The sequence below is a fragment of the Actinocrispum sp. NPDC049592 genome (assembly GCF_040675465.1).
Taxonomy (GTDB): domain Bacteria; phylum Actinomycetota; class Actinomycetes; order Mycobacteriales; family Pseudonocardiaceae; genus Kibdelosporangium.
This window is the reverse complement of record NZ_JBFAPA010000002.1, coordinates 132,623-150,553: the sequence shown is the minus strand read 5'-3', so window position 1 is coordinate 150,553 and position 17,931 is coordinate 132,623. Positions and strand designations below refer to the sequence as shown.

The window sequence follows — 17,931 nt, the reverse complement described above, 5'->3', positions numbered from 1 at the left end:
GCCAAGCGGCTCTCACATGCCGGACACCTGCGGCATCACCTCGGCGGCGAAGAACTCCTGGTCCTCCACCGAGCCGAGGTCCAGCGAGAGCAGGGTGAACCCGGCCGCCGCGACCCGGCGGAGCTGGTCCACAAGGGACGGAACATGCCCGAGGTTCACCCGGAGGTTGCACGCGATCCTCAGCTCGTCCGGGTCACGCCCGGCGGCCCGCGCCCCCGCCCGGACCCGTTCCAGCATGACCACCGCCTGGCCCAGACCGACGCGGTTGAGCGAGGGCAGCCAGCCGTCGGCGACCTGGCCGGTCAGCGCGAGCGCGTTGGGGCCGTGCGAGCCGAGCCAGATCGGGATCGGACCGGCCTTCGGGGAGATCTGCGCGGACCGGACCGTGAAATGCCGTCCCTCGAAGGTGGTCTCGTCGCCGGTCCACAGCCGGCGCATGATCGCGATGGCCTCGCGCTGGGCGCCGATCTTGCCGCCCGGGGTGCGCACCGGCAGGCCGAACGCGGTGAACTCGTGGTCGTGGCCGCCCGCGCCGAGCCCGAGCACCAGCCGTCCGGGCGCCATCTGGTCGAAGGTGGCCGCCATCTTGGCCAGCACGGCCGGATGGCGGTAGGGCAGGGCGAACACGTTCCCGCCGAGCTTGATCGTCCTGGTCTGCCCGGCCAGCCAGCTCAGCGTGGTCCACGGGTCGGCCGAGGGCTGCGTGCCGTGCAGGTGGTCGCTCAGGCTGAACAGCTCGAACCCCAGCTCGTCCGCGCTCTGCGCGAGGTCGAGCAGCTGGGCCGGGTCCCGGCCGGCGACCAGTCCTCCTGCCCCGAACCCCAGTCTTCGTTGCATTCCGAAATGATTTCACGACGACACGATTCTGCCCAGGCTATGGTTCCCGGCATGCGGCCACCCACCCTGCTCGCGCTGCCGTCCTATCTCGCCGGTCACGTCTCCAAGATCGGCCGCCAGCACCTTGACCAGGCACTTTCCGATCGCGGCCTGCGTCCGCCGCACTTCGCGGTGCTCGCCGCGCTGGCCGATTTCGGCCCACTTGTCCAGCACGAGGTGGCCGACCGCCTCGGTCTCAACCGCAGTCATCTCGTGGGCTACCTCGACGTGGTCGAGCACCTGGGCCTGGTCTGCCGGGAGCGCGACCCGGACGACCGGCGGCGCCAGCACGTGCTGCTGACGCCGGCCGGGCGGCAGGTGTTCGAGGACCTGGTCGGCGTGGCCGTCCGCGCGCAGGACGAGTACCTGGGCGCGCTCACCGAACCGGAGCGTGAGGTGCTGATCGACCTGCTCCGGCGGATCGTGCTGGCCGAAGACGAGGAGTGAACGTCAGCCCAGCGGCCACTTCATCAGGACCGTCGTCCCCCGCCGGTCGTGGTGCAGGTCGAACGTGCCCGCGAGGACGTTCATCAGGTACAGGCCGCGACCGCGGGTCCCCGGGTCCGCGGGCGGTTTCTGCCAGGTGCCGTTGTCCGCGACGATGATGCACACCGTGCGCCGGCGTGCGTCGTAACCGGCGAACAGCGTCACGGTGCCGGCCTCGGCCGGCGGTTCGAACGCGTGCTCGATCGCGTTGGACATCGCCTCGTCGACCGCCAGCACGATGTCGTCCGTCTGGTCGGGACTCAGCCCGACGTCGGCCGACCAGCGGGTCAGCTGCGACCGAAGCGGTCCGAGCACCCCAGGTGCCGGCTCCATGGTCACGTACACAGTGGGCTGACCAAGGTCTGCGCCCGCCAGCGCGGCAGCGGCGTGACGGGGCAGCCCACGCCCCCAGTCGCGCAGCGGCTGTCTAGTCGTCAGGAACGTGTTCGAATCCAGCATGCCGCTGCGGCCTCCAGGGGATAGTGACCATCACGGCCCCGGGGTACCCCAACCGGACGCACTTAATGCAACCCTCGTACGGCCCATGCCCGTGCGGGCAGCGAGATCCGCCCGTCCGGGCCGGCCACCAGCCGGGACCGCAACTCCTCCCGCAGCTCGGCGCGGTGGCTCTCGTCCAGGGACATCGCATAGCCGGGGGCCGGGCCGGTGCCGCCGAGGAACGGCGTCCAGTAGTCGTCGAAGTCGCTGAACACGGTCTGTACGGTGATATCGCGCACTTCGACCTGGCGCAGGCCCGCGTCCGTCCACAGCCGACTCAACGGCTGGGGTGCGCAGACCGGGAACCGGCGGCCCTCGTCCAGTTCGGCCGCGGCCGGGTCGAGATCCGCGGCGGCGTCCCAGAAGTGCCGCATCATCGCCATGCCCTCGGCGTAGTCCCAGACGTAGGCGGCGACCGTCGAGCCGACCCGCGCGAACTCGGCCACCGCCCGCTCGGGTTCCGGCACGAAGTTCAGCGCGAGACCGCTGACCACCACGTCGAAGCTACGGTCGGGAAACGGCAGCTCACGGGCGTCTGCCTGATGGAACTCGGCGCCGGGAACGGCGGCGGAGGCCACCTCCAGGAACGGGCCGGACGGGTCGACACCGACCACCTCACCGGCGGGAACGGCCGCGGTCAGCACGCCGGTCCCGCAGCCCACGTCGAGCCAACGGCCGCCGGCGGGCAGGTCCAGCCAGCGGACGAACGCCTCGGCGACCGGACGGCTCCACCGCCCGACATACCGCTGGTACGCATCCCCAGCTGCCCAAACGTCGTGTGCCACGCCGCTGAGGCTACGCGGGCCTTGACGCGGGCGCCCGGCGGCGAAAAGGTAATCCTTGATCCGCCGCGAAGTGCCAGCGAAACGTTGTCAACCAAGGAGACATCGTGGGCAGGTTAACTCGCCGGAGCATGTTCACCGCTGGGGTCGCGTTGCCGTTCGTCGGCGGCGCCCAGACAGCCCTCGCCGACCCCGTCGTCACCTACGGTCGCGTGTTCGACGTGACCAGGTTCGGTGCGAGAGGCGACGGCACCACGATCGACTCGGACGCGATCAACCGGGCGATCGACACCGCCGCGCAGAACGGCGGCACGGTCTACTTCCCGGCCGGGACGTACGCGAGCTACTCGATCCGGCTCAAGAGCAACATCGCGCTGTACCTCGCCGCGAACGCGACGATCCTCGCGGCCACCCCGGCCAACGGCAAGGGCTTCGACCTGGCCGAACCCGGTGCGGGCAACCCGTACCAGGACTACGGCCACAGCCACTGGCACAACAGTCTGATCTGGGGCGAGGGGCTGCAGAACATCACGATCCACGGACCCGGCAAGATCGACGGCAAGGGCCTGGTCAGCGGCGGCAGCCGCGAATCGGAACCGTTGCAGGGCAACAAGGCGATCTCGCTGAAGCTGTGCCGGAACGTCTACATCCAGGGCGTCACCATCGTCAACGGCGGCCACTTCGGGATCCTGCCGACGGGCGTGGACAACTTCCGGATCGAGGGTGTCGTGATCGACACCAACCGGGACGGCATCAACATCGACTGCTGCAAGAACGTGCGGATCGCCAACACGACGGTCAACTCCCCCAACGACGACGCCATCGTGCTGAAGAGCTCGTACGCGCTCAACCAGGTGCGGGACACCGAGAACGTCACCATCGACAACTGCTTCGTCAGCGGCTACGACCTCGGGACGCTGATCGACGGCACGTTCAAGACCGGCCCGTACAGCCGGACCGGGCGGGTCAAGTTCGGCACCGAGGCCAACGGCGGGTTCCGCAACATCGCCATCTCCAACGTGATCTTCGAGTACTGCCGGGGCCTGGCGCTGGAGTCGGTGGACGGCGGCCTGCTGGAGGACGTGACCATCAGCAACCTCACCATGCGGCACGTGCAGATGCCGTTGTTCCTGCGGCTGGGAGCGCGGATGCGCGGTCCGGCCGGGATCCCGGTCGGCCAGCTGCGGCGGGTGAACATCAGCAATGTCATGGCGTACAACGCCGATCCCAAGTACCCGTCCTGCATCTCCGGTATTCCCGGCCACACCATCGAGGACATCCGGATCAGCAACGTCCGCCACCACATGGCCGGCGGCCTGACCCCGAACGACGCCCCGATCAACCCACCGGAGCTGGAGAACGCCTACCCAGAGCCGTCGATGTTCGGCACGTTGCCTGCCTACGGCTTGTTCATCAGGCACGCCAAGGGCATCACGCTGGACAACGTTCAGGTCAAGTACGAGCAGCAGGACACCCGCCCGGCCTTCGTCGTGCGCGACGTGACGGACCTCGACGTCCACCACTGCCGCGCCGACAAAGCCGCTGGTACCCCGACCTTCTGGCTCGACGCGGTGAACGACTTCGCGGTGACCACAAGCCGTCCCGTGGCCGATACCTACCTGGACCACGTGGACCACAAGGAGCTGTGATCCCCGGGGCCCGGCCGGGATATTCGCTTCGTATCCCGGCCGGGCCCTGCGCATCACCGGAAAGACCTAGCACTGCTCCCGCGGCGGGAACCCTGAGGTGTCTGGGGTTCGGTCGCGGTAGGTGTGTTCGGCGAAGGACAGGAAGCGGTCGAGGTCCTGGAGGGTGGAGGCCAGGCCGAAGGAGACGCGGACGGCACCGGCGGTGGGCAGGCCGATGAGGCGCAGGTAGTCGTCCAAAGTGGAGGATCGGAGCCTGCGGAGGCCGCGCAGGCGCTCCTTGTGCAGGTCGAAGGCGTTCTCGCCGGCGCCGGGGTTGCAGAAGCAGCCGGTGCGCAGGGAGATGTTGGCGTCGGTGGATTCGGCGGCGATCAGGCGTTCGTCGACGATGTCGCCGGTGGGCGTGAGGAAGTTGAAAGTCACGGTGCCGCCGCGGGCTTCGGTCGTCGAGGGGCCGTAGCGGCGGATCATGGGTTCGCCGTTGCTGTGCCTGAGTTCCGCGATCCGGTCGAGGAACCAGCCGGTCAGGCAGCGCACGCGTTGGCCGATCAGCGGCACGCCGATGCCCGCGAGCCAGTTCAGGCCCACCTCGATGTCCGGGATGGCCAGGAAGTTCACCGTGCCGTCCTCGAACGCGGCCTCGGCCGGGGCCATCGTGTGCCAGTCGGCCTGGACGCTCACGGCCTGGATCGTGCCGCCGGAGAACCACGGGCGATGCAGGCGCGCCAACGCATCCCGCCGGGCGACGAGGGCACCGACGCCCGTGGGGTAACCGAACAGCTTGTACCAGCTGATGATCACGAACTCCGGCCGGACCGCGCTCAGGTCCAGCAGGTTCGTCGGGAGGTACGCGGCCGCGTCGAGCAGCACGTCATAACCCTGCCGTTGAGCCAGAGCGACCCAGTCGAGGGGATGCTGGACACCGGTGAAGTTGCTCTGCGCGGGATACGCGAACAGGCCACGGCCGCGGGACAGCGCCTGGTGGATACGGGCGGTGGGGACGCGCAGGTCCGGCGGCACCATCGGCACATATGTCGTGCGGGCGTGCCGTTGCTTGGCGAACTCGCGGATCCCGTTGATGGAGTTGTGGTTGTCGAACGTCAGCACCAGACGGTTGGTGCGGGAGAACGGATACGCCTCACCGACCAGACGCGCGGCGGCGGTGGCGTTCGCGGTGAAGATGACCACGTAGTCGTCCGGCGAGGCGTTCAGGTGCCGCAGGACTCGGTGGCGGGCGCTCTCGACCAGTTCGGTGGCCGCCAGCGAGGTCGGGTTGACCGAGTGCGGGTTGCCGAACAGCTTGCCGCTCAACCGGTCCTGGTGCGCCCGCAGCTGACTCCGGGCCGCGAGCCCGGAACCGGTGTAGTCCAGGTAGATGTGATCGTGCTCGTCCAGATAGCCGTACTCGGTCGAGCGCAACTCATCCAGCACGTGCGTCACCGCGTAATCCGGGTAGCGGGCCAGGAAAGACTCGCCGGTGATGGTCATCGCCGCACACCCACCTTGCGCCGCAGCACAGCGACCGTGCCGACGCTGGACGCGACGGCGAACGCGGCCAGGATCACCCAGTCCACCCAGGGCGCGGTCGCGAAACTGTCCCCATAGGACGCCAGCAGCGGCGGGCCGAGCGGGGATCCGCCGTTCTGCCACAGGTTCGGCAGCCCGGCGATGTTGCCCAGGGCTTCGAAAGCCCACCGGTTGGTCATGGCGTAGCTCAGCCACCGCCCGACCTCGGCCATCACCGGCACCGGCAGGAACGCGCCCACGAACAACACCTGCGGGAAGCAGAGCATCGGCAGCATCAACGCCGCCTGCGACGGGTTGTTCACCACGGCCGCCGACAACAACCCCAAAGTCAAGGCACACAACGAGGTCAGCGCGAGCGTCAGGAACATCGCCCCGGTGTCGGCGGACGGCAACCGATCCGTCGCACTGAGCAAGCCCAGCAACAGAGCATCAACGACGAGCAGCAACGGCAGCAGAGACGCCACTTTGGACAGGACGTACGGCAACAACCGAAGCCCGGCCCGGCGTTCGGTCCGGAGAATGGCGAACTCGTCGGCGATCTGCGACAGACCATAGGTGAGCCCGAAGAAGAACCCGCCGAACGCGATCCAGAACAGGATCATCACCGTGGTGCTCGGGCTCGGGTGCGCGAAGTCGAACGCGCCCGGCTGGAACAGCATCAGGAACATCAGCGCGATCACCACCGGCGACCCGGCCAGGATCGCGAGCGTGAGCTTGTTGCGCACCAACAATTCGGCGTTGCGGCGCGTGAGCAACCACCACTGCCGCCAGGCCCCGACCGACGGAGCCACCACCGGGCGGGCGACGGACTCCATGACGCGGTTCGTCTGCGGCCACGGCGAAACGCCCTCGGCGAGCCGGTCGTAGATCTCCTCGTAGCTGGCCGCCTGGAAGTGTTCCCGCGCCTGCAAAGGAGGTCCGGCGAAGGCCAACTGGCCACCGAAGGCGACCGCGAGCACCTCGTCGCTGAACGAGATGTCCCCGGGATTGTGCGTCGTGAACACGACTGTGCTGCCCCGCGCCGCAATGGCCTTGAGGTGCCGCATGACATCACGCGCGGTCACCGGGTCGAGACCGCTGGTGGGTTCGTCCAGGAACAACACCGCCGGATGGCCCAGCAGTTCAACGGCGACGCTCGCGCGCTTGCGTTCGCCGCCGCTGAGCGTGGCCACGCGTTGCGTGCGCAGATGCGTGAGCCCAAGCACGTCAAGCACTTCGGCGACAAGCGACGAGACCTTGCCAGGGCTTGCGTCCGAACGCAGTAACGCCGCGTACGTCAGCGCGCTCTCCAACGGCAGCTGTGAGTGCACGATGTCCTGCTGCGGCACGTATCCGACGCCGGTGGCGTTGTGCCGGACCTGGCCCGCGCTCGGCGCGCGCACCCCGGCCAGCACCTCGAGCAGCGTGGTCTTTCCCGCTCCGCTCGGGCCGATGATGGCGACCAGTTGGCCGGCCGCGATGTCCAGGGTCACCGGCTGCAGGATCGTCTCGCCCTTGCCCGCGACCCAGGACGCCGCACTGGATTCCACACGCAGTTCCCCGCTGGCAGTCACCTCCCCATGATGAGAGCGCGATCATGTAGTTCGCCCGGAACCGAAGAAATGTTGGCGAGTTGTAGCCCGATCTGGCGATAAATGTGGCTCAACCAAGCCAATTGGGCGTCACCAAAGCGTCACTTCCGTTACCATGCCATGAGATCCTCAGGTGCCCGCGCGCAGGGCGTCGACCGGTTGCATCCGGGCTGCGCGCAACGCCGGGTAAACGCCTGCCAGCAGGCCGACGATCGCGCCGGCGACCGGCGCCCCGGCGGCCAGCCGGAGATCCAGCACGGGTGTCCACTCGCGACTGACCGACACCACGACGACGGTGATCATCCCGGCGCTGGCACCGAGAATGCCGCCGAGCAGGCCGATCGCGCTGGACTCGACCAGGAACTGGGCCGCGATGTGCCGCCGGGCCGCGCCCAGCGCGCGGCGCAGCCCGATCTCACCGGTCCGTTCCAGCACGGTCACCAACGTGACGTTCGCGATCCCGATCGCCCCGACCACCAGCGATACCAGGCCCAGCACCAGGAACAGGCCGTTGACGTCATGCTCGACCCCGCCGCGCAGGGACGCCGGATCCGGCGGGGCGAGCACCCGCAGCTGGGCGTGGTCGTTGGGGCTCAAGGCAAGCGGCGCCTGACCGGCGACCAGCTGGGCCGCGCCGAGGGCGGTGTGGATCAGTACCTCGGTTGGGTTGCCGGTGCGCAGGCGGTCGTTCGCGCTGGTGTACGGCAGGATCACGGCGCTGGCCATGCCCAGCTCGGACGCGCGGCCGATGTTGTCGATGATGCCGATCACGGTGAACGGCTCGTTGTTGACGAACACCGTGGGCGCGTCGTCGATCCGGGTGATGCCAACGAGTTTCGCCGCGGACTCACCCAGGACCGCGACCCGGTCGTGCCGGGCGACATGGCCGTCGTCGAAGAACCGGCCCTGTTTGATCGACGCATCAAGCACCTTGAGCAGGCCTGAAGTCGCCGCCACCGCGGGCAGCGTCCGGTCGGTGACGGCGGTCGGGTCCTTCAGGTCGTTGGCCCGGACCTGTGCGCTGCTCGTCCGCGTAGGCCGGGCGACGGCGGCGGCCGACTCGACGCCGTTCAACCTGGTCAGATCGGGCAGGGCGGCCCACGTGACGTACGGCGGCGCTGAAGGGTCTCGCTGGTCCGGGATGGCGACGGTGACCTCGGTGGCGCTGGCCTCGTCGAACCGCCCGGCGATCTGGTTGCCCGCGGTCGCGGCGACGCCGAGCGTGATCACCAGCGTCGTGATGCCCAGCACCGTCCCCAGCACGGTCAAAGCCGAACGCAACGGCCGCGCGGCGATCCCCGCCAACGCCTCGCTGGCGAGATCCCGCCAGCCCATCGTCGGTTTCACCTGAGAACGCTGCCCTGGAACGAAGTACTGCCGTCGGATAGCACACCGTCGTCGATCCGGACCCGCCGGTCGGCCCGCATGCTCACCTCTTCGTCGTGTGTGATCACCACGAGCGTCACGCCCTGGGCGCGCAGCTCGTCGAACAGGTCCAGGACCGCGTTGGTGTTAGCCTTGTCCAGGTTTCCGGTCGGCTCGTCACACAACAGCAGCGACGGCTCGCCCAGCAACGCCCGCGCGATCGCGACACGCTGACGTTCCCCGCCGGACAACCGGTCCGGCCGGAACAGCGTCCGGTGCCCCAGCCCGACCCGCTGCAAGGCCGCCTCCGCGCGCTGGGTGCGGCTGCGGCGCTCACCTTTCTGGTACAGCTCGGCAAGGCCGACGTTGTCGACGGCGCTTCGGTGCGCCAGCAGGTGGAACGCCTGGAACACGAACCCGATCCGGTTGCCCCGCAACGCCGTCCGGCGGGCGTCGTCGAGCTCGGTGGTCTCGATGCCGTCCAGCCGGTAGCTGCCCTTGTCCGGCCGGTCGAGCAGGCCGAGCGTGGTGAGCAGGGTGGACTTGCCGGACCCGGACGGGCCCACAATCGAGAGGTACTCCCCTTTCTCGACCCGCAGCCGCACGTTCTTCAAGGCGCGCACGGGTGGGTCGGCGTCGAAGGTCCGCTCGATCTCGGTCAGCTCGATGACTGGGGTCATGACGTGCCCACCACCACTCGGTCGCCTGCGTTGAGCGAGCCCTCCTCGGGTGTCACCTGCACCGAACCCTGAGCCGTCAGGCCAAGTTTGACCTGCACATCCCGGGTCTGGCCGGGTGCGGACTCGACGTGGACCCGGGCCCGGCCATCGGAGTTCGTCACGACCGCCGCGACCGGCACAGTGAGCACATCCCCGTCGGTCGCCCCGACTTCGACGGTCACCTTGATCGCCTGCCCGGAAAAGGGCGCCAGCGCGGCGGGATCGTTGGCCACGAACCGCAGTGGCGTCGACGGCGGCCCGGAGGACGAGGAGTCGTCCGGCTTGGCCGGCGCTTGTCCGCTGGCCGGTGGCGACTGTTGCGTTTGGACAGCAGCGTCCCGGCCCATCGCGTCCAGCTTGCCCGGCAACGCGTTCCCGTCGGGCAGCTGAAGTGAGGCTGTGAGTCCAGTGTGGAGCAACTGGGCGTCCTGGTTGGGCAGCGAGCTCTGTACGACGACCGTCGAGTCGGTGACTGTGCCGATCTGGCCGGTCGCCGGGGCGCCCGCCTTGGCGGACACGGTGTCCAGCCGCACTGGCAGCTGGGGCAGGAACAACACCTCCCCGGACGGCACGCTGACCTGCGCGGGATCGTTGGGCGCGGTGACCGGATCGTAGCCTGCCTTGGTGTACAAGCGTTTCACCGCGGTCGCCGTAGCCGCGTCGAAGGTCCCGTTCACCGGCGAGCTGTGTCCCAGTGCCTTCAACGCCTTCTGCAGTTGCTTGACGTCATCGCCCTTGGCGTTCAAGGCGAGCGTCCGGTACATCGGCACGGCGCCGGTCAGCACGAACACCGGCCGGCCGCTCACCTCCAGGGCCACGTCGCCCTGTTTGAGGGTGGTGCCCGCGGCAGGCGCCTTGGTGATCAGCTGGGTTCCTTCCACCCCGCCGACGGTTCCGGTGAGCTGCAAGGGGGACGGCGCTCCATAGGCGACCGTTCCCTGTGCCACCACCGTGCTTTTCAACGTCTTGCGCTCAACCGGCGCGGTCACCAGCGACGCAGGCGGTGGCTGGTGTGCGGCGGCCGCGTCGGCGGGCGACTGGACGTGGCTGCCCACGAACCAGCCACCCGCCCCGGCCACCACCGCGATACCGGCGACCAGCAGGATCACCCGTTTCGGGTTGGCCGCGAAGGGTCCTGGCATGTCAGCCGTTGCCCCCTGGCGCGGCCAGCAGCGCGGCCATCAACGGCTTTTCCACCTTCAGGTAGTCCTTGCCGCACTCCAGGTCGTCCAGCGACTTGCGGATCTCGTCCTGCAGGCCCTGCTGGGCGCGGGCGGGGTCGATCTTGTCGCCCAGGTCGGTGCGTTCCTTGAGGATCGCCTGCTGAACGGTCGACTCGACCACCCCGGGTTTGGTCGACGGCACCTGGAAACCCTTCTGGCGCAGGCAGGACCCGTAAGCGGCGGCGGCCGACAGCAGTTGCGGGTCGGTGTCGAACTTCTGCTTGACCTTCTGGTACTCGGCCTCCTTGGCCGGGTCCGGCTTCTGCTCGGGCCGCGGGGGGTAGACCTGCTCGGCGGCTTTGCCCACGCAGCCCAGGTCGACGGGGCCGGTCGGCTTCTTGCCCGCGTTGGCCTTGAGCGACTGGACGTCACCGTTCAGCGCCTTGTCGTAGGCGTCGCGGCGGGCCGGGTCCAGGCCGTTGCGGATCGGTTCGTTGGGGTCGGGCGGGATGGGGGTGTTGCCGACCGCCGGGTCGTCCGGGAACACGTCCCGGCCGTACACACCGTATCCGTACTTCTCGCGGTACTTCTTGAGGTCCTCGTAGGGCGCCTGGGACGGGTCCCCGACGCCAGCGGTCGACCGGTTGGCGTCGATGTGGGTGACCGGGCGCGGGATATAGGTGAAGCCCTGGGCCTTCATGCAGTCCGCGGTCAGGTTCTGCACCTTGGCCTGGTCCTGCTCGTCCTTGGTCTGCGCCTGGGCCGCGGCGGCGCTGCCGGACGGCTGCTGCTGCGGCTGCTGCTCGGGCGCGTTGCTGGAGCACCCCGCGGCCAACGCGAGCACGACGGCCAATCCACTCAAAACACGCATGCAAGATCCCTTCTCGTGTGCAGAGGGTTACGAGCGGCATCGCGCGAAAGTTGACCGGCGGGGTTGTCAACCTTTTGGCACACTCGCCCGTAGTAGAGGGGCGTGATGACTGGCAAGGGCACGCATGGCCGCAGCTGACGAGCAGTTCGTCGAGTTCGTGCAGGCGTACTCGACGCGGCTGCTGCACGCCGCCTTCCTGATGACCGGCGACCGCCACCAGGCCGAGGACGCGGTGCAGACCGCCCTCGCGCGCACTTACGCAGCGTGGTCACGCGTCCAGCGCGACGACGCCTACGCGTACACCCGCAAGGTGCTGGCGAACCACGTCATCGACGCCTGGCGCAGACCCATCCGCGAGCACGCGACCGACCACGTGCCGGAGCGGCCGGTGCGAGGCGACGTGGCACACGAGGTGATCCAGCGGCAGTGGCTGCTGCGCGCGCTGGACTCGCTGGGCGCGCGGGAACGCACGATCGTGGTCATGCGGCACTTCTTCGACCTGTCCGAGGCCGAGGTCGCGCGGGAGCTGCGGGTGACGGTCGGCACAGTGAAGCGCGCGAACTCACGGGCACTGGCCAAGCTGCGGGTCACCGTCCAGCCGGGACAGACATCCATGGTCGCTGGGGAGGGAACGGCATGACGGACCTCGAGGCGCTGCGCCGCGCGTTGCAGGCGCCGCCGGACGAGCAGTTCGGCGAGCTGGACGTCACCAAGATCATGGCCACCGGCACGCGGATCCGGCGGCGCCGCCGGGTGCTGGTCGGCGGCGGCGCGATGCTGGCCACGGCGGCCGTGCTGGTCGGCGTGGCCGTGATCCCGCAGCTCGGCGGCCCGGCTCCGGCCCCTCCGGCCGACACCCTGACGACCGCCCCACCGCCGTCGTCGACCGCTCCGTACACACCTCCGCCACGGCCGCCGCTGGGCGACGTCGTGTACACCGGGATCAAGGACGCGCAGGGCGAGGTGATCCTCTACTTCGTGCGGACCGACGTGCCCAATGTGCCGTTCGGGCTGGTGGCAGCGCACATGACCGCCTCCGGTCCCCGCTCCGGGGTGCTCAACAACGAGACCCAGCGAGCGGGCGACGCGCCGGGATTCCACCCGATCATGGGCGGCGGCTCGGAGACGGGCACGTTCCTGCCGGTGTTCGGGTACTTCGTGGGGCCGGCGGCCCGGATCGAGACCAAGGTGCTCGGCAAGACCTACCGTGCCCGGCTCGCGCGGTGGAGCGAGAACCCCTCCGTCGTGGTGTTCTGGTGGCCGCGGGAGGCCGTGCCGGACCAGGAGCTGCTGAGCAAACCGGTGGCCTACGACGCGAACGGACGGCGGCTCAACTGAGCTGCTGGAAGACCTTGTCCAGCTTGCCGAGCGCGGGCACGAGGTGGGTCGTCGCGTCCGGCAACCGGGCGGTGACTAGCTGAGGGTACGGCTGTCGGCGAGTTTCACAGCCTGCGCAACGCCTCATGCGTCGGAGTGCCTGGCTCGGCGGTGTACAGGATCACGCGGTGGTCGGTTCCGGGCACATCCAGGATCTCGCAGTCCAGCTCCAGTTCACCCACCACCGGGTGAACTGTCCGTTTAGTCAGGCTTCGCTGCACCCCCACATCCCCCGCCGCCCACACCCGCGCGAACTCCGGACTGTCCGCCATCAACCCGTCCACCAACCGCTTCACCCCCACATCCCGCGGATACCGCCCACCCGCCCGCAGATCCGCGACACACCGCCGAGCCAACTCCCGCTTGTGCCCATCCCGGAAGTCGGACTCGTCGAACAACCACCGCAACATATTCCGCGGCGCCCTCCCCTCCCCCACCAACGCTGTCATCACTCCGTTCACAGCCACCACGTCATAGCACCCGTCAATCACCATCGCGGGAACATCCCCAAGCCGCCCAAGCAACCGCAACACACTGCCCGGCACCTCTCCGGTGCGCTCAATCCGCCCCGGATGCACCAACCGCAACAGGTAATCGCGCTCCTCCCCCGTCAACCGCAACGCATCCGCCAACGCCCCCACCACCTGATCGGACGGCTGAGGCCCTCGCCCCTGCTCCAACCGCACGTAGTAGTCAACGGAAATCCCCGCCAACAACGCCACCTCCTCCCGCCGCAACCCCGGCGTCTGCCGCCTCCCACCCCCAACCAACCCAACCTCCGCAGGCCCCACCCGCGCCCGCCGGCTCCGCAAGAACTCCCCCAACGCCACCCGATCCATGCCCCCATTGTTCCGGAAGAACCAAGGACCACGCGCGCAAGCGCGCCAGACCCCGGCCTCGTGTTCCACCCAGCCAAACCCAAACAGGGTGGTACAACCAGTCCTACCCCACCCACCTCCACCCCTACCAAACTAAAACCATGACGATCTTGGTAACCGGAGCCCGAGGAAGAGTCGCCCGCAGTCTCATCCAGCAACTGCAGGCAGCGGGACACGAGGTACGCACGACCTCAACCACAGACCCAGCAACGGATCTCAACGGAATCCACAAAGCCTTCCTCTACGCCACAACCCCCGAGCGATACCTCTCCATCCCAACCCTGAAGCACGTAGTCCTGCTGTCCGCCCTAGGAGCCACCAACAACAACGACGCCATCCAAAGACTCCACGCCGAAGCCGAACAAACCGTGGCCGAGTCCGACATCCCGTGGACCTTCCTACGCCCAGGCGGTTTCGCCACCAACCGCCTCAGGTGGGCAGAATCGATCCGCACCGAAGGCGTGGTCCGCAGCCCGTTCGGAGACTCACACTCGGCGTTGATCCACGAGGCCGACATCGCCGCAGTCGCGTTGCACGCCCTGACAGAACCCGGCCACGAGAAGGCAATCCACACACTCACAGGACCCGAGTCCCTCACCGAACGACAGCAAGCCGAACTGATCGCCAAAGCAACCGGCCGCCCCATCGTCTTCGAGCCGCAGTCCATCAACGACTTCCGCAACTCCCTCCACATAGGACCCCCAGAGGTGGTCGACGCGGTAGTGAACCGGCTCACGGCACTCATCGACCACCCCCACGAAACAACCAACACCGTCACCGAAATCACCGGCCGCGCCCGAACATTCGCCGACTGGGCCAAAGACCACGCCGAAGACTTCACCCCGCGCAACGAAGGATAGCCGCCACGGTCTTGTCCACATCGGACTCAGTCGTATTCCAGCCCGAGACACTGATCCGCATGACCCGACGCCCCCGCCACACAGACGGCCCACACCAACAAGTCCCATCAGCCTGAACATCGGCAATCAACCGAGCCGTCGCCGAGTCCGAACCAGCGGCAACGAGAACCTGGTTCAGCACAACATCGTTGAGCACCTCCAACCGCCCCCGCACCCCATCGGCGATGTCCCGGGCAAACCGGCAGGACCGCGACACCAGATCTGCCACCCCAGCACGCCCGAGAGTCCGCAAAACGGCCCAAATCTCGATCTGCCGGGCGCGCTGGGATGACTGAGGTGTGTGATGCATGGCCTCGAAGGCGTCGTCCGGCGGCAAGTACCCAGCACTGGCAGCAAAGCTACGACGGAGATCAGCGGGATCCCGCACGAACACGATCCCGCTGTCATAACTGACGTTCAGCCACTTGTGCGCATCTGTAGCCCACGAGTCAAACCCATCCAAGCCCGAAGTCGAAGCGCCAAGCGAGGGATCAGCAAGAGCCCACAACCCAAAAGCCCCATCGACGTGCAACCAGGCATCCCGCTCCCGCCCCCAGGAAACGATGTCCTCAAAAGGATCGAACGCCCCCGTGTTCACCTCCCCCGCCTGAGCACACACAATCACCGGCCCCGACAACGCGGGCAGAGCGGAAGCGATCATGCGCCCCTGCGAGTCCACCGGAACCCGATGCACCCGGGAACGCCCAAGCCCCACCATCCCCAAGGCCTTGAGCAAAGTGGAATGCGCAGCCTCCCCGACGACCACGGAAACCGGAGGCGCCCCGAAAAGCCCGTCCGCCTGAACATCCCACCCAGCACGAGCCAGCTGCCGATCCCGAGCAGCCGCCAACGCGGCGGTGTTGGCCATCGACGCCCCACTCACGAACAAGGCCGTCGCAGGCAACCCCAGCAAGGAACTCAGCCACGCCGAAACCACCGAGTGCAGCTTCGCCGCAACGGGACTCATCACCGGCAAAGCGGAGTTCTGGTCCCAAGCCATCCCCAGCCAGCCGCTGGCCAGAGCGACCGGCAAGGTCCCACCAGTCACGAAACCGAAGTACCGCGGCCCAGTCGAAGCAGTCGTCCCCGGCGACCCGAAGTCGTCCAGCAGAGCCAAAGTCTCCATCGGATCACACGACATCTCCGGCAGCGCCTCATCGAACGCCGAAAGGTCAGCGGTCGAGGCCACCGGCCGCGAGGAGACACCAGAGACATACCGCTGACCGCGAGCAGCGGCCTCAGCCAGCAACCGGGACACGTCCATGCCGATCAGTCTCCCTCGAACAACCCCGAAACCGTACGCAACCCGGCCACCAAATCCGCGCTGGACAACGCATCCGAAGGATCGATCAGCCACTGAGCCATCACACCCAGCAACAGCGCGTGATAAACCGACCCGACCACACGCCTGTCCCCCGCCGAGGGCTGGAAGATGCCGGCCAGCTCCCGCCGCCCCTCCCGCAACGCGGTGACCAGGAACTCCCCCTGGTCCGGCAGCTCCCGCAGCTCGGCGAGCAGCCGGAACTGGGCCAGCCACATGCCGCGCTGGGTGGAGAACGACTCGATCACCCGCCGCCAGGTCTCCTCGAACCGTTCGACCGCGGACATCCCCGGGTCCAGCGAGGCGGCGAGCGCCCGTTCCATCTCCTCGCCCCATTCCTTGGCCGACTCGACCAGGGCGAGGTTCAGCAGGTTGTCCTTGCCGCCGAAGTGGTAGCCGATGGCCGCCAGGCTGGTGCCTGCGGCGGTCGCGATGTCCCGCGCGCTGGTCCGGCGGTAGCCCTTCTCGATCAGGCACTGCTTCGCCCCGGCCAGCAGATCTTCCCTATTTCCCATGGTCAGAGGCTAACACAGATCGTCTAAGACATTTCGTCCTAGACAAGCGTATAAAAGTGCCCTACCGTTGCTCCCATGACAAAGAAGATCCTGATCAGCGGCGCCGGTATCGCAGGGCTCACCACCGCGTACTGGCTCACCGAGCACGGCCACCAGGTCACCGTCGTCGAACGGGCGACCGAGATCCGCGATGGCGGCTACAAGGTCGACATCCGGGGCGCCGCGGTCGATGTCATCCGGCGGATGGGCTTACTCGAGGACGTGCGCCGGCTGAGCACCGAGGTGCGGGAGGCGGCGTTCGTCGACAAGGACGGCAAGACCGTGGCGACCATGGACGCGGACCTGTTCGGCGGCCGGGCGCACGACGACGTCGAGGTCCTCCGCGGCGACCTGACCCAGCTGCTGTACCGGAAGACCAAGGCGGAGCTCGTCTTCGGTGACTCCATTGTGGACATCAACGACACCCGCGTAACCTTCGAAAGCGGCCGGACGGACACGTTCGACATCGTCATCGGCGCGGACGGTCTGCGGTCGGTCACAAGGGAACTCGTCTTCGGCGACGGCGGACTGCGCGAACTGGGTTACTACGTCTCGATCTTCGACGTGCCCAACCACCTGGGCCTGGACCGCGAGGAACGCACCTACGTCGAACCCGGCCGCACCGCGCTGATGTACAGCACCCGTGGCGACGCCAACGCCAAGGCGATGTTCCTGTTCGCGTCCGAGCCCCTCGACTACAACCGCCGTGACGCCGCCCAGCAGCGAAAACTCCTCGCCGACGCGTTCACCGGCGCGGGCTGGGAGGTCGAACGCCTGCTGGCCGCCGCACCCGAGGCCAAGGGCTTCTACTTCGACTCGTTGAGTCTGGTCGAACTGGACACCTGGTCGAAGGGCCGGGTCGTGCTCACCGGTGATGCCGCGTTCTGCGCGACGCCCGCCTCGGGCCAGGGAACCAGCCTGGCGCTGGTCGGCGCGTACGTGCTGGCCGGTGAGATCGCCGCGAACGACACCCACGAGCAGGCGTTTGCCGCCTACGAGCAGCAGATGCGCGGTTTCGCCGAGGCGAACCAGAAGCTGGGCCCGGAGAACGTGCGCGGCATGGTGATCGGCAAGCGCTGGCAGATCCGCGCCCAACTGGCCGTGCTGCGGATGCTGCCCAAGCTGCCGGGCAAGGAGAAGATGGCCGGCCGGATCGCGGACAAGATCCACCGCGCGGCCACGGCGATCACGCTCAAGGACTACTGATACCGAGCGGCAACGCCGCATACCCACACAGTCATGGGACGACGACAGTCCGAACTGGACGCTGAGGTCGGGCACGAAGCCGTTGGCGTGGCCGGCGATGTGACCAAACTCGAGGACATGGACCGGTTGTACTCGGCGTCCAAGGCGGCTGTCCGCTCGTTGACGCGGACCTGGGCGAACGGCGATCTTGTT

The 17,931-nt window shown here is 68.1% G+C and carries 18 protein-coding genes; 6 read left to right on the top strand and 12 right to left on the bottom strand.

From position 1 onward, the window contains the following. Positions 1 to 12 precede the first annotated feature (12 nt). Positions 13 to 837, bottom strand: a complete 825-nt coding sequence (locus tag AB0J95_RS07325; protein ID WP_364753710.1) for an LLM class flavin-dependent oxidoreductase — start codon at positions 835 to 837, stop codon at positions 13 to 15. A 51-nt stretch (positions 838 to 888) separates the two neighbouring features. Between AB0J95_RS07325 and AB0J95_RS07320 the strand changes: the two genes are divergently transcribed. Next, positions 889 to 1,323 (top strand): MarR family winged helix-turn-helix transcriptional regulator, encoded by a 435-nt coding sequence (locus AB0J95_RS07320; RefSeq protein WP_364753707.1) that lies wholly within the window; start codon positions 889 to 891, stop codon positions 1,321 to 1,323. Between the two features lie 3 nt (positions 1,324 to 1,326). On the opposite strand, the gene AB0J95_RS07315 is transcribed toward AB0J95_RS07320, so the two are convergent. Both AB0J95_RS07315 and AB0J95_RS07310 read right to left on the bottom strand, forming a co-directional pair. Beyond that, positions 1,327 to 1,821: an ATP-binding protein gene (locus tag AB0J95_RS07315; RefSeq protein WP_364753705.1), complete on the bottom strand. Its 495-nt coding sequence runs from the start codon at positions 1,819 to 1,821 to the stop codon at positions 1,327 to 1,329. 62 nt (positions 1,822 to 1,883) lie between these two features. Beyond that, positions 1,884 to 2,645 carry a class I SAM-dependent methyltransferase gene (locus AB0J95_RS07310; protein ID WP_364753703.1) on the bottom strand — a complete coding sequence of 254 codons (762 nt, stop codon included), beginning with the start codon at positions 2,643 to 2,645 and terminating at the stop codon, positions 1,884 to 1,886. A gap of 101 nt (positions 2,646 to 2,746) precedes the next feature. On the opposite strand from AB0J95_RS07310, the gene AB0J95_RS07305 reads away from it, so the two are divergent. Further along, positions 2,747 to 4,291, top strand: coding sequence for a glycoside hydrolase family 28 protein (locus AB0J95_RS07305; RefSeq protein ID WP_364754993.1), 1,545 nt, complete (start codon positions 2,747 to 2,749; stop codon positions 4,289 to 4,291). 66 nt (positions 4,292 to 4,357) lie between these two features. Here the strand turns inward: AB0J95_RS07305 and AB0J95_RS07300 are convergent, their stop codons facing one another. The 6 genes from AB0J95_RS07300 to AB0J95_RS07275 all read right to left on the bottom strand — a co-directional run bounded on the left by AB0J95_RS07300 (position 4,358) and on the right by AB0J95_RS07275 (position 11,504). Continuing rightward, the gene (locus AB0J95_RS07300) at positions 4,358 to 5,776 is read right to left on the bottom strand and encodes an aminotransferase class V-fold PLP-dependent enzyme (protein ID WP_364753700.1); all 1,419 of its coding nucleotides are present in this window, start codon (positions 5,774 to 5,776) and stop codon (positions 4,358 to 4,360) included. Further along, positions 5,773 to 7,368, bottom strand: coding sequence for an ATP-binding cassette domain-containing protein (locus tag AB0J95_RS07295; protein WP_364753698.1), 1,596 nt, complete (start codon positions 7,366 to 7,368; stop codon positions 5,773 to 5,775). The genes AB0J95_RS07300 and AB0J95_RS07295 overlap by 4 nt, the downstream gene beginning before the upstream one ends. 147 nt (positions 7,369 to 7,515) lie before the next feature. Next, positions 7,516 to 8,733, bottom strand: a complete 1,218-nt coding sequence (locus AB0J95_RS07290; RefSeq protein WP_364753695.1) for an ABC transporter permease — start codon at positions 8,731 to 8,733, stop codon at positions 7,516 to 7,518. Continuing rightward, positions 8,730 to 9,431: an ABC transporter ATP-binding protein gene (locus tag AB0J95_RS07285; protein ID WP_364753693.1), complete on the bottom strand. Its 702-nt coding sequence runs from the start codon at positions 9,429 to 9,431 to the stop codon at positions 8,730 to 8,732. The genes AB0J95_RS07290 and AB0J95_RS07285 overlap by 4 nt, the downstream gene beginning before the upstream one ends. Continuing rightward, on the bottom strand, positions 9,428 to 10,612 hold the full coding sequence (locus AB0J95_RS07280) for a peptidoglycan-binding domain-containing protein (protein ID WP_364753690.1): 1,185 nt from the start codon (positions 10,610 to 10,612) through the stop codon (positions 9,428 to 9,430). Before AB0J95_RS07280 ends, AB0J95_RS07285 begins: the two co-directional genes overlap by 4 nt. A gap of 1 nt (position 10,613) precedes the next feature. Beyond that, on the bottom strand, positions 10,614 to 11,504 hold the full coding sequence (locus tag AB0J95_RS07275) for a hypothetical protein (protein ID WP_364753687.1): 891 nt from the start codon (positions 11,502 to 11,504) through the stop codon (positions 10,614 to 10,616). Between the two features lie 124 nt (positions 11,505 to 11,628). Between AB0J95_RS07275 and AB0J95_RS07270 the strand changes: the two genes are divergently transcribed. Beyond that, positions 11,629 to 12,144, top strand: a complete 516-nt coding sequence (locus tag AB0J95_RS07270) for a SigE family RNA polymerase sigma factor (RefSeq protein ID WP_364753685.1) — start codon at positions 11,629 to 11,631, stop codon at positions 12,142 to 12,144. Next, positions 12,141 to 12,842, top strand: a complete 702-nt coding sequence (locus AB0J95_RS07265; protein WP_364753682.1) for a hypothetical protein — start codon at positions 12,141 to 12,143, stop codon at positions 12,840 to 12,842. The genes AB0J95_RS07270 and AB0J95_RS07265 overlap by 4 nt, the downstream gene beginning before the upstream one ends. Positions 12,843 to 12,946: 104 nt before the next feature. On the opposite strand, the gene AB0J95_RS07260 is transcribed toward AB0J95_RS07265, so the two are convergent. Then, a complete protein-coding gene (locus AB0J95_RS07260; RefSeq protein WP_364753680.1) occupies positions 12,947 to 13,720 on the bottom strand; it encodes a helix-turn-helix transcriptional regulator in 774 nt (257 codons plus the stop codon). Between the two features lie 140 nt (positions 13,721 to 13,860). Here AB0J95_RS07260 and AB0J95_RS07255 point away from each other — a divergent pair, with 140 nt between their 5' ends. Next, complete coding sequence (locus AB0J95_RS07255) at positions 13,861 to 14,619, top strand: NAD(P)H-binding protein (protein ID WP_364753677.1); 759 nt, start codon at positions 13,861 to 13,863, stop codon at positions 14,617 to 14,619. Here AB0J95_RS07255 and AB0J95_RS07250 read toward each other — a convergent pair. Beyond that, positions 14,597 to 15,922: a pyridoxal-dependent decarboxylase gene (locus AB0J95_RS07250; protein ID WP_364753675.1), complete on the bottom strand. Its 1,326-nt coding sequence runs from the start codon at positions 15,920 to 15,922 to the stop codon at positions 14,597 to 14,599. The two genes, AB0J95_RS07255 and AB0J95_RS07250, sit on opposite strands and share 23 nt — an antisense overlap. Before the next feature lie 5 nt (positions 15,923 to 15,927). Further along, positions 15,928 to 16,494, bottom strand: coding sequence for a TetR/AcrR family transcriptional regulator (locus tag AB0J95_RS07245; protein ID WP_364753672.1), 567 nt, complete (start codon positions 16,492 to 16,494; stop codon positions 15,928 to 15,930). A gap of 75 nt (positions 16,495 to 16,569) precedes the next feature. Here AB0J95_RS07245 and AB0J95_RS07240 point away from each other — a divergent pair, with 75 nt between their 5' ends. Then, positions 16,570 to 17,739, top strand: a complete 1,170-nt coding sequence (locus AB0J95_RS07240) for an FAD-dependent oxidoreductase (RefSeq protein ID WP_364753669.1) — start codon at positions 16,570 to 16,572, stop codon at positions 17,737 to 17,739. The last annotated feature ends 192 nt before the right edge of the window (positions 17,740 to 17,931 follow it).